Origin of the sequence: Glycomyces dulcitolivorans, assembly GCF_003265355.1 — a bacterium.
GTDB classification, from domain to species: domain Bacteria; phylum Actinomycetota; class Actinomycetes; order Mycobacteriales; family Micromonosporaceae; genus Glycomyces; species Glycomyces dulcitolivorans.
The window spans coordinates 1-11612 of sequence record NZ_QFRW01000247.1; the positions used below are offsets into that span (position 1 = coordinate 1).

The window sequence follows — 11612 nt, forward strand, 5'->3', positions numbered from 1 at the left end:
CCGCTCGACCGCGGCCCGGCGCCCCGGCGCGGCCGGGGCCAGGAGTTGCGCGACCTCCTCGCGGTCGGCCGCGGCGTAGCAGCCCGCGAGCGCGACCTCGCATGAGGCGGCGGAGGTCTCCGGGACCGGCATGCCCTCCGCAGGGCAGCAGGGCTTGTCGCAGGTGAGGCTGAACCAGCGGCCCTCGGCGACGCGGAGCCGGTCGAGCGGCTTCACTCCGGCGTTGAAGAGGCGGGAGGCCGCGCGTTCGACCGAGGCCTCGGCGACCTCCTTCTCGCCGTAGGCGATGACCACGCACTCGTCGCACTCGTTGAGGCTGAGCTGCGCGGTCAGGTCCGGGAGGTGCTCCAGGTGGTCGGCCGAGCCCGGGAGGTCGACCCTGAAGGTGCACTGGAGCCGCCGCTCGATGAGGCCGACCACGACGAGGCTGTGCTCGGGGTGGAAGCCGAGCAACAGCGGGATCGTGGTGAGGAGGTCGTTGGGGCCGTTGATGCTGATTCGCGCCTGTGTCATGTTCATGGGTCAACTGTCCGTCACATGGCGATTACCTGGCAAGCATTGATTTTCGACCTGTGGATAACTGAAACAGGTCGAATCGGGCTTGTGGATTGTTTGGCGTGTTTTAGCGGGGCGTGGTAACCGCGGTCGGGCGGCGCTTCCGCGCCGCCCCTCATTCCGCGTCTACATGCGGGCCGCCGCCGCTCCCTCGATCACTGCGAAGAGCGCCACCAGTGCGGCGCCTCCCAGCAGCACGATGTAGCCCGCGAGCGTCAGGTCCACCAGGCCCGTGAACGGCAGCACCGCCAGGGCGAGCGCGGCCAGCGCGTTGTTCACCACCACGCCGATCACCTGGCCGCGCACCAGGACTGGGTACCCGGCCACCAGTGCGAGGGCGGCGGCGCAGCCGAGCAGGTACACGCCGAACGGCACCGCCCAGGCCGGGCCGAGGCCCAGGAGCGGGTCGACCAGGGCGAACCCGGCGGTCATGAGGAGGCCGAAGCCGGCGCAGGCGAGGGCGTCCTGGCGCAGGACCGAGCGCAGCCGGGTCTCGGCGGCGGTGGCGGTGGGGGCGGTCGTCGTCATGGGTTCCTCCACAAGGGGATCGGGCGGGGCTCGGGTCGTCCCTGCATGCCGACAATGCTGGGCCCGTGAGGTCCGGTCCGCAATGACCTCGGAGGTCATGGCCGGGCGGCGCGGCCGCGGTTACGGTTGCGCCGTGACCGTCCAGACCCTCCCCGCGTTCGGCGGGCTCCTGCGCCAGTGGCGCGAGCGCCGCCGGCTGAGCCAGTTCGAGCTGTCCGTGCAGACCGGGGTGTCCGCGAGGCACCTGTCGCGCATCGAGACCGGCCGCGCCGAACCGAGCCGCGCCATGGTGCTGCGCCTGGCCGAGGCGCTCGATGTGCCGCTGCGCGAACGGAACGCGCTGCTCGTGGCCGCGGGGTTCGCGCCCGCGTGGGCCGAGACCGAGTACTGGGACGAGCGGCTCGCCGTGGCCCGGGAGGCGGTCGGGTGGATCCTGGAGCACCACGATCCGCTCCCTGCGGTCGTGGTTGACCGGTTCGGGAACCTCCTCGACTTCAACGGCGGGGCCGCATTGCTCATGGAGGACGTCGACCCCGGGCTGCTGAGCGGCCGCGTCAACCTCGCGCGGGTCGCGCTGCACCCGAAGGGCCTCGCGCCGCGGCTGCGGAACTTCGGGGAGGTGCGGCGGTACTTCCTCGACCGGTTGCGCGCGCAGCTGGCGGTCGATGACCATCCCGCGGTCGTCGAGCTGATCGAGGAGGTGCGCGGGTACGAGGCGGTCGGGGCCGACGACGGGGGCTGGGACGGGTCCTCGCCGAGTCCGATCGCGCTGCCGCTGCGGGTGCGCTCCAGGCGCGGGGACCTGTCGATGTTCACGACGATCGCGACGTTCGGCGCGCCCCGCGACATCACCGTCTCGGAGCTCGCCGTGGAGTTGTTCTTCCCCCTCGACGATGCCACTCGTGCGGCCTTCGCCGCGGCCGAGATGGAGCCCATCGGGGCCGCGGAGGCCGCGCGGGCGACCCGGGAGGGGGACTAGGCTAGAGGGTCTGGGGCGGGCCGCCCGCGGGGGTGCGCGGTCGGCGGCCAAGAGGACAAAACCACAGGTCAGCGGGAGCGAAGCGTGTCGAACCAGTACGTCCACCTGCACGTGCACAGCGAGTACTCGATGCTCGACGGGGCCGCGAAGCTCAAACCCATGTTCGCGGAGGCCGAGCGGTTGCAGATGCCCGCGATCGCGCTCACCGACCACGGCAACATGTACGGCGGGTACGCGTTCTACCAGCAGGCGAAGAAGACCGGGATCAAGCCGATCATCGGCATCGAGGCGTACCTCGCGCCGCACGACCGGTTCCACAAGAAGCCCGTGTTCTGGGGCGAGCCGGGCCAGCGCCCCGACGACATCTCCGGCGGCGGCGCGTACACGCACATGACGATGCTCGCGAAGGACTCCGCGGGCCTGCGGAACCTGTTCCGCCTCTCCAGCCTCGCCTCGTTCGAGGGCTACTACTACAAGCCGCGCATGGACCGCGAGCTGATCGCGGCGAACGCGTCCGGGATCGTGGCGACGACCGGCTGCCCCTCGGGCGAGGTGCAGACGCGGCTGCGGCTGGGCCAGGTCCAGGAGGCCATGCAGGCGGCCTCGGACTACCGGGACATCTTCGGCGCGGAGAACTACTTCCTGGAGGTCATGGACCACGGGATCGGGATCGAGCAGCGCGTCAAGGACGAGCTGTACGCGCTGGCGAAGAATCTGGGCCTGCCGCCGCTGGTGACCAACGACTCCCACATCGTGACCGAGGACCAGCGGGACACGCACGAGGCGCTGCTGTGCGTCCAGTCGGGCACGACCCTGGACGACCCCAAGCGGTTCAAGCTCGACGGCGAGGGCTACTTCCTGCGGTCGGCCGACCAGATGTACGGGCTGCGCAGCGACGACTTCTGGCAGGAGGGCTGCGCGAACACGATGCGCGTGGCCGACATGGTGTCGTCCTATGACGACATCTTCGCGGTGCAGGACCGGATGCCGATCATCCAGGTGCCGGAGGGCCACGACCAGGGGACGTGGCTGCGCGAGCAGGTCGCGATCGGCCTGCGGGGCCGGTTCCCGGACCGGGACGTGCCGGCGGACTACCTGGAGCGGGCCGAGCTCGAACTGAACGTCATCATCAACGCCGGGTACCCGTCGTACTTCCTGGTGGTCGCCGACCTCATCTCGCATGCCCGGTCGATCGGGATCTACGTGGGCCCGGGCCGCGGCTCGGCGGCGGGCTCGCTCGTCGCGTACGCCATGAAGATCACGAACATCGACCCGATCGAGCACGGCCTGCTGTTCGAGCGGTTCCTCAACCCCGAGCGCGTCTCGATGCCCGACATCGACATCGACTTCGACGACCGGCGGCGCGGCGAGATGATCACGTACGCGACGGAGAAGTACGGCAAGGAGTTCGTCGCCCAGGTCATCACGTTCGGCACGATCAAGACCAAGGCCGCGATCAAGGACGCCGCGCGCATCCACCACGGCCAGCCGGGCTTCTCGATCGCCGAGCGGATCACGAAGGCCCTGCCGCCGCCGGTGGCGGCGACGGACATCCCGCTGTCGGGGATCATGGACTCGGAGCACCCGCGGTTCAAGGAGGCCGGGGAGGTGCGGGGCCTCATCGAGTCCGACAACGAGGTCCGCACGATCTTCGACACGGCGCTGGGCCTGGAGGGCCTGATCCGCAACGCGGGCGTGCACGCGTGCGCGGTGATCCTGTCCTCGCAGCCGCTGGTGGACTGCATCCCGATGTGGGCCAGGCCGGACGGGTCGATCATCACCGGGTGGGACTACCCGTCCTGCGAGGACATCGGCCTGCTGAAGATGGACTTCCTGGGGCTGCGGAACCTCACCGTCATCGGCGACGCGATCGAGGCGATCAAGATCAACCGGGGCATCGACCTCGACCTGGACACGCTCGCGACGGACGACCCGAAGACGTACGAGCTCTTGTCGCGGGGCGATTCGCTGGGCGTGTTCCAGCTCGACGGCGGGGCCATGCGCGAGCTCCTCAAGCGCATGCAGCCCACTGAGTTCAACGACATCATCGCCGTGAACGCCCTGTACCGGCCGGGCCCGATGGCCGCGAACTCGCACAACAACTACGCCGACCGCAAGAACAAGCGCCAGGACGTGGTCGCGCTGCACCCCGAGCTCGCGGAGGCCCTGGAGGAGATCCTCGCCGAGACGTACGGCCTGATCGTCTACCAGGAGCAGATCATGCGCATCGCACAGAAGCTCGCCGGGTTCACGATGGGCCAGGCGGACATGCTCCGCAAGGCCATGGGCAAGAAGAAGCTCGACGTCCTGGAGAAGCAGTTCGCGGCGTTCGAGGCGGGCATGGAGGCGAACGGGTTCTCGAAGGGGTCGATCAAGACCCTGTGGGACATCATGCTCCCGTTCGCCGGGTACGCGTTCAACAAGTCGCACGCCGCGGGGTACGCGCTCGTCGGGTACTGGACGGCCTATCTGAAGGCGAACTTCCCGGCCGAGTACATGGCGGCGCTGCTCACCTCGGTGGGCGACTCGAAGGACAAGGCCGCGGTGTACCTGTCGGAGTGCCGGCGCATGGGCATCACGGTCATGCCGCCGGACGTGAACGAGTCGCGGCACATGTTCCACCCGGTCGGGAAGGACATCCGGTACGGGCTCGGCGCGGTGCGCAACGTCGGCGCGAACGTCGTCGCTGGGATCATCGAGGCTCGCGAGGAGAAGGGCGCGTACGACGACTTCAAGGACTTCCTGCAGAAGGTGCCCGCGCCGGTGTGCAACAAGCGGACCGTGGAGTCGCTGATCAAGGCCGGGGCGTTCGACTCGCTCGGGCATGCGCGCCGCGGTCTCGCCGAGGTGCACGAGAAGGCGATCGACGCGATGGTCTCCATCAAGAAGGAGGAGGCGCGGGGCCAGTTCGACCTGTTCGGCGGGATGATGGCCGAGACCACCGACACGCTCGGCGTCGACCTGACGATCGCCGACGACGAGTGGGACCGGCGCGACAAGCTCGCGTTCGAGCGGGAGATGCTCGGCCTGTACGTCTCGGACCACCCGCTCAACGGGTTCGAGCGGCTCCTGTCGTCGAACGCGGACCGGCCGATCGCGGCCCTGCACGGCGAGGACGTCCCCGACGGCGCGAACGTGCGCGTCGCCGGGATCCTCCAGAACGTCGCCAAGCGGGTCACCAAGCAGGGCAAGCTGTGGGCGTCGGCCACTTTGGAGGACCTGGCGGGTTCGATCGAGGTGCGGTTCTTCCCGAACACGTACGAGCTGGTGTCCGAGTCGCTCGCCGACGACCTCGTGTGCTGCGTCAAGGGCAAGCTGGACCGCCGCGACGGCACCGCGCAGCTCATCGCCCAGGACCTCGCGGTCCTCGACACCTCGACCGGCCCGGAGTCGAACTCGGCGCCGATCACGCTCGCGCTGCGGGCCGCGTCGGTCAACCCGGCGCTCATCGAGAAGCTCTCCGACACGTTCAAGACCCACCGCGGCGAGGCCCAGGTGCGGGTGCAGCTCGCGAACGGGCCGAAGACGACGCTGCTCGCGCTCGGCGACGCGTGGCGGGTGCGGCCCTCGGTCGAGCTCGTCGGCGACCTGAAGGCCCTGCTCGGCGCGGGTGCGCTCATCGGGTAGGCAGGGGACGCAACGGGAACCGGGCCCTCCGGAAGGGGGCCCGGTTCCTTGCTTACTGGTCGAAGGCGGTTGCGCGGGACACGTGCTCCCACGCGTCGAGTTCGGCCTCCTGCGCCTGCAGCGACTCGCGGATTCGGTCGACCGCGGTGTCGCCCAGGACGAGCCGCAGCGGGACCTCCTCGGCGGACAGGGCCTGGATGATCGCCGCGGCGGCCTTCGCCGGGTCGCCCGGCTGGGTGCCGTCGGAGGCCGCGAACGAGGACCGGAACGGCCCCACGGTCTCCTCGTAGCCCTCGATCGGCGCCGACTCGGAATGCACGCCACCGGCGAAGCTGGTGCGGAACGCGCCCGGCTCGACGATGAGCACGTCGACGCCGTGCGGCTTCACCTCGGCCGCGAGCGCCGTGCTCAGGCCCTCCAGGGCGAACTTCGTCGCCAAGTACGCGCCGACGCCGGGGAACGAGGTGCGCCCGCCCATGCTTGACAGCTGCACGATCGCCCCCGACGCTTGCGCGCGCATGTGCGGGAGGACCGCACGGACCAGGTTCGCGGGCCCGAAGACGTGCACGTCCATCAGGGACCGCAGCTCGGCGTCGGTGGTCTCCTCGACCGCGCCCAGATGGCCGCGGCCGGCATTGTTGACCAGGACGTCGACGCGGCCGTACCAGAGGACGGCCTCGGCGACGACCGCATCGATCCGGGCCGGATCGGTCACGTCCAACTGGACAGGGACGACCCGGCCGGGGTGCGCGGCGGCCAGGCCGTCGAGGGTCTCGGGGCGGCGGGCCGTCGCGATGACGGTGTCGCCGTGGGCGACCGCGGCCTCGGTGATGGCGCGGCCGAAACCGGCGTTCGCGCCGGTGACGAGCCAGACGCGGCCTTCGGCGGTGCGGGCGGGTGCGCTCATGGGGTTCCTTCCGTGGGTGGTGGGTTCATTTATCCCCCTAGGGGACTGCGGGTGTCCAATACCGGTATTCGACGGGGCCATAAACGCGGCTTATGATCGCTGCATGGAGCTGCGGCAGTTGCGGTATCTTGCGGCGATCGGCGAGCACGGGAACCTCGGGCGGGCCGCGAAGGCCCTGTACGTCAGCCAGCCCGCGCTCTCCTACGCGCTCAAGCGACTCGAAGCCGAACTCGGGGTGCGGCTGTTCGACCGCACCCCCGCCGGGGTCGCCCCGACCGCCGCCGGGAGCGAGGTCCTGGCCGCGGCAGCCGACGCGCTCGCCGCCGCCGACCGGGTCGCCGCGGCCGCCGAAAGACACAAGACCGGCGGGGTGCTGCGGGTCGGATTCGAGGCTTCGGGTGCAGGGGAGCTGACCACGCGCGCCCGCGCCGAGCTCGCGCGACGCGGATTCCGGGTGGTGCCCAAGCGGTTCGACTGGGGCGGCGAGGCCGCGGCCCTGCGCCAGGGCGCGGTGGACGCCGCGTTCGTGTGGCTCCCCGCCGACCTCGACGGCTGCGAATCCGTCGTCGTCCGCACCGAACCGCGCGTCGTCGGCGTCCCCGTCGGCCACCGCCTCGCCGGCCGCGACTCCGTCACCGTCGACGAGACGAACACCGAGCCGCTCATGTGGACGGACAAGGCGCCGCACGCCTGGGTCGACTGGTGGGCGGTCAACCCCCGCCCCGACGGCACCGAACCGGTGTGGGGGCCCAAGAACGACAACGTCGAGGAGATGCTCGAACAGGTCGCCGAAGGCGCCGCCGTGTGCTTCGCGCCCGCGTCCATGGCCGCCTACTACGCCCGCCCCGACCTCGCGTGGGTGCCGCTCGCCGACGCCGAACCCCTGCGCGTCGCCCTCGCCTGGCGGCCCGGCAACCCCCTCGCCGAGGAGTTCGCGGCCGTCGTCCGATCCCTGATGTGACGCGCATCGCATTAGATGCGGTCACATCGGCGTCCCGGCATCCGTCAAGGGGGTGAAGCGAACCACCGGAAGCGAAGGAACACCGCCATGAGCATCACGCCCCGCATCGAGAACCCCGCCCAGTACCTGCCCGTCGTCAACGAGATCGCCGCCGCCGTCAACAAGGTCAACGCCGACGGCGTCCTCCCCGCGACCACCGCCGGCCTCGTGCAGCTGCGCGTCGGCCAGATCCTCGGCTCCAGCTACTTCACCACCCGCCAGCTGGAGGCCTCCCAGGACACCCCCGAGCGGCTCGGCGCCGTCGCCACCTGGCGCACCTCCCCGCTGTTCACCGAGGCCGAACGGGCCGCGCTCGCCCTCACCGAGGCCGTCCACACCCCGAACCCGACCGGCGAGCGCGTCAGCGACGACCTCGTCGACCAGGCCCGCAAACACCTCACCGAAGAGGAGATCGTCGTCCTCATCGGCGTCCTCGGGCAGATCGGGTTCTTCACCCCGCTCGCCCTCATCGGCTCCCCGAAGGTCGGCGTCTCCTTCGCCGAACAGTGGGTGCGGTAGACGCCGCGACGGAAGGGCCCGCGCACCGCGCGGGCCCTTTCCCGTTGCGGGCTAGGCGAGGACGCCGAGGGTGAGCGCGGCCGCGGCCGGGACCAGGTACATCAAGGGCGCGAACAGCGTCCCGTACGAGCGGGCCCGCGCCACGGTGACCACGGCGCCCGTGAAGTACAGAACCAGGCCGGCCGCCGCGGCGATCCCGACCGCGGGCACGACCAGGCCCGCGAGGAGCCCCAGCGCCCCGGCGGCCTTCGCCAGGCCCAGCCAGAACCACCAGGCCTCGGGGACGCCGTAGTGCGCGAGGGGCTCGACCACGTACGCGGCCTTGACCCAGATCGAATAGGCCGAGAACCCCGTCCAGAGGGCGGCGACCACGGTGACGATAACGAAGGCGATGCTCATCGGACTGCTCCGGTTCTGTTGCGGGAACGCTGATGCCCGTGTGAACCGCCGGCCCGCACCCGCGTGACCGAACGTGTCCGGCATCACTCACCGGTCGCGGGGCCTGGCCTAGGACCAGTTCGCGCGCCGCGCCGCCCTCCGCAGCACCCGCAGCAGCAGCGGACCCGCCGACACCAGCAGCACCGCCGTCGTCACCGCCCGGCCCACGTCCCAGCCCAGCGACGTCGCGATCGAATACGCGAACAGGCGCGGCAGGTTCTCGCCCAGGCCCCCGCCCGGCACGTACGCGAGGTCCCCCTGCGTGAGCGCGAACGGCCAGAACGACAGGTTCATCAGCAGCCCGTACGCCAGCGACGCCACCACCCCGTACCCCGCCAGCAGCGCGATCTCCCCGGCCCGGCCCGCCCGCGTGGACGGCGTGCGCGGCAGCAGCCCCGCCCCCAATCCCACGAACGCCGCCGCGAACATCTGGTACGGCATCCACGGCCCCACACCCCCGGTGAGCAGCGCCGACGCGAACAACCCCGTGCAGCCCAGCAGGAACCCGAACCCCGCCCCGAACACCCTGCCCGCCAACACGATCAGGAAGAACACCGTCTCCACCCCGGCCGCGCCCGCCCCGAAGGGCCGCACCGCCGCCACCACCGCCGACAGGACGCCCAGCATCGCCACCGCGCGCGCGTCCAGGCCCCCGTCGCTCAACTGCACCACCACCGTCGCCGTCACGAGGGGCAGCAGCAGCGCGAACAGCCAAGGGCCCGAAGTGGTCTCGGTCAACGCCCCGCCCGGCGCCGACAGCAGCGGCCACGACATCGCCACCAGGCCGAACCCCGCCGCCAGCACCAGCGCCACCGCCGCGCGCCGGCGCACCGCCGGACGCGCCTCAGCCATCGCCGGACCCCAATGCCGCCGCGACCTCCGCGACCGTCAGCCAGCCCGGCAGGATCTTCTCCACCTGCGGCGCGAACATCGGCGACGCGGCCGTGATCTGCCGCGCCGGGCCGTCCGCGACGACCTCCCCGTCCGACAGGACCACCACGCGCGACGCGAACTCGGCGCAGAACTCCACGTCGTGCGTGGACACGACCACGCAGTGCCCGGCCCCCGCGAGCAGCCGCAGCCTGGCGGCGAGCGCGGCCTTCCCGGGGTAGTCGAGGCCGCGCGTCGGCTCGTCGAGAAGCAGCAGCGGCGGTGCGGCCGTGAGTGTCACGGCCAGGGCGAGCGCGAGGCGCTGGCCCTCGGAGAGGTCCCGCGGGTGCGCCTGGGGGTCGACGTCTTCGACGAGGTCGTCGAGGATCTTCGCGCACGTGCCCTTCGGTGCGCGGCCGTCCTCGTCGGCGCCGGCGCATTCGGCGGCCACGGTCTCCGCGTACAGCAGGTCGGCGGCCTCGGCCGGGACGAGCCCGGCGAGGGTGCGCCGCTCCCCGGGACGGCGCGCGGCGGGGTCGGCGCCGCCGATCGCGACGGTGCCGCCCGAGCGCTTCCCGGTGCCCTGCAACGCCCACAGGAGGCTCGACTTCCCGGACCCGTTGCGGCCCATGAGCGCGATCCGCTCCCCGCGGGCCGCGACCAGGTCGACCCCGGCGACCGCGCGCACGCCCGGGTAGTCGACCGTCACCCCGCGCGCCTCCAGCAGCGGCGGTCCGGCCTGCGCCGCAGACAGTGGATTGTCGGTACCCGGGGATACGGTTTCGACACGCTCGGCGAGGACCTCGCGAAGCCGACCCGCGTGACGACGGGCTTCGCGGATCGTCACGGGCGGGCCGGGCCACCCGGCGAGGCGTCCGAGCCCGACCACCGGCGGCGCGACCGGCGAGACGGCGAGGACCTCCCCGAGCGGACCGGCGGTGACCTTGCCGCCGTTGAGAAGGAGGGCAGAATCTGCGTATTGGACGACGCGTTCGAGCCGGTGCTCCGCGAGGAGCACGGTGATCCCCAGGTCGTGGACGAGCCGGTGCAGCGCCGACAGGACCTCGTCGGCCGCGGTCGGATCGAGCGCCGAGGTCGGCTCGTCGAGGACGAGTGCGGCCGGCCCGGCGACGAGCGCCGCCCCGATCGCCACCCGCTGCCGCTGCCCTGAGGACAGCTGCGCGAGGGCCCGGTCCCGCACGTCGGCGAGGCCGAGCAGGTCGACGATCTCGGTGACGCGCTTGCGCATCGCCGCGGGGGCGACGCCGAGCTGCTCGGCGGTGTAGGCGAGTTCGAGCTCGACCTCGTCGGTCACGAAGCCCGCGAGGGGGTCCTGGCCGACGTACCCGACGACGTCCGCGAGGTCGGCGGGAGTCGCCCCGCGCACGTCGCGCCCGGCGACGGTGATGCGCCCGCGCATGTCGCCGCCGGTGAAGCGGGGGACGAGCCCGTTGACGGCCTTGAGCAGCGTCGACTTGCCGGCGCCCGTGGGGCCGACGAGCAGGCAGAACTCGCCCTCGGGGAGCGCGAAGGTCACGTCGTCGAGGACCGGCGGGCCCTCGTACGCGAACGTGACGTGCTCGAACGCGATGGCGTCGACGGTCATCGGGTGCCCTCCGTTGCCGAAGTGTCGCTGGTCATCAGGTGCCCTCCGGCCGGGTGCGTTCGGACGGCGAGGTGCCGTCCGGCGAGCGCTCCGTGGGTCGGTCCGCGCCAGGCTGATCGGTGTTCGCCGATGCGGCGCCGTGGTCCGACGAGCCGCTCGGACGCCGCAGGGGCGCGGCGTCGGGCCGGGCGGCGATCGTCGGCCGAGTGCGCTCTCGCGCTGCGGGCGTTTCGATCCGAGCGGTCGCGGGGTCGGGCCGATCGGTGCCCGCTCGTGCGCTGTCGTCGCTCGGCGGCGAACCCGGCTGTGGCGGGGCTGCGATCCGGGCGCCCTCCGGTGTCGAGGGGACCAGGATTGCGGGCAGGGCGGCGAGGAGGACTCCGGCTGCGGCGGCGAGCGGCAGCGGGGGTGCGTGGAGCGGTGCGGTCGCGGGCCACAGGGCCGCAGGTTCGAGCGCGAGGCCGGCGACCGTGCCGGCGACGGCGGTCGCGCCGGAGGCGACGACCGCCCAGTCCTTGGGGCCGAACCGGTCCGGCCGGTACCTGGTGTGCGGGACGCGCTTGGAGGCGAACGCGATCCCGAA

10 protein-coding genes and 1 pseudogene are annotated in these 11612 nt (G+C 71.9%); 4 read left to right on the forward strand and 7 right to left on the reverse strand.

Annotated elements, in window-relative coordinates:
• Positions 1 to 519: DUF4192 domain-containing protein (locus DI269_RS16430; RefSeq protein ID WP_115509854.1), on the reverse strand; the 519-nt coding region annotated here is incomplete at its 3' end.
• Between the two features lie 162 nt (positions 520 to 681).
• Positions 682 to 1083 carry a hypothetical protein gene (locus DI269_RS16435; protein WP_112137719.1) on the reverse strand — a complete coding sequence of 134 codons (402 nt, stop codon included), beginning with the start codon at positions 1081 to 1083 and terminating at the stop codon, positions 682 to 684.
• Between the two features lie 133 nt (positions 1084 to 1216).
• Here DI269_RS16435 and DI269_RS16440 point away from each other — a divergent pair, with 133 nt between their 5' ends.
• Entirely contained in the window at positions 1217 to 2062 is an 846-nt protein-coding gene (locus DI269_RS16440; RefSeq protein WP_232822780.1) for a helix-turn-helix domain-containing protein, read from the forward strand.
• An 84-nt stretch (positions 2063 to 2146) separates the two neighbouring features.
• The gene (gene dnaE, locus DI269_RS16445) at positions 2147 to 5689 is read left to right on the forward strand and encodes a DNA polymerase III subunit alpha (protein WP_112137724.1); all 3543 of its coding nucleotides are present in this window, start codon (positions 2147 to 2149) and stop codon (positions 5687 to 5689) included.
• 52 nt (positions 5690 to 5741) lie between these two features.
• Here dnaE and DI269_RS16450 read toward each other — a convergent pair whose 3' ends face one another.
• Positions 5742 to 6596, reverse strand: a complete 855-nt coding sequence (locus DI269_RS16450) for an oxidoreductase (RefSeq protein ID WP_112137727.1) — start codon at positions 6594 to 6596, stop codon at positions 5742 to 5744.
• Positions 6597 to 6699: 103 nt separating this feature from the next.
• Between DI269_RS16450 and DI269_RS16455 the strand changes: the two genes are divergently transcribed.
• Both DI269_RS16455 and DI269_RS16460 read left to right on the forward strand, forming a co-directional pair.
• Entirely contained in the window at positions 6700 to 7557 is an 858-nt protein-coding gene (locus DI269_RS16455; RefSeq protein WP_112137730.1) for a LysR family transcriptional regulator, read from the forward strand.
• Positions 7558 to 7644: 87 nt separating this feature from the next.
• Positions 7645 to 8115, forward strand: coding sequence for a carboxymuconolactone decarboxylase family protein (locus DI269_RS16460; protein ID WP_112137732.1), 471 nt, complete (start codon positions 7645 to 7647; stop codon positions 8113 to 8115).
• A 51-nt stretch (positions 8116 to 8166) separates the two neighbouring features.
• Here DI269_RS16460 and DI269_RS16465 read toward each other — a convergent pair whose 3' ends face one another.
• The 4 genes and pseudogenes from DI269_RS16465 to DI269_RS16480 form a co-directional block, all read right to left on the reverse strand.
• Complete coding sequence (locus DI269_RS16465; protein WP_112137735.1) at positions 8167 to 8514, reverse strand: DoxX family protein; 348 nt, start codon at positions 8512 to 8514, stop codon at positions 8167 to 8169.
• Between the two features lie 108 nt (positions 8515 to 8622).
• The gene (locus DI269_RS16470) at positions 8623 to 9405 is read right to left on the reverse strand and encodes an ECF transporter S component family protein (protein WP_112137737.1); all 783 of its coding nucleotides are present in this window, start codon (positions 9403 to 9405) and stop codon (positions 8623 to 8625) included.
• Entirely contained in the window at positions 9398 to 11029 is a 1632-nt protein-coding gene (locus DI269_RS16475; RefSeq protein ID WP_112137740.1) for an ABC transporter ATP-binding protein, read from the reverse strand. The genes DI269_RS16470 and DI269_RS16475 overlap by 8 nt, the downstream gene beginning before the upstream one ends.
• Before the next feature lie 34 nt (positions 11030 to 11063).
• Positions 11064 to 11612 (reverse strand): annotated as a pseudogene (locus tag DI269_RS16480) (hypothetical protein); the annotation flags it as partial.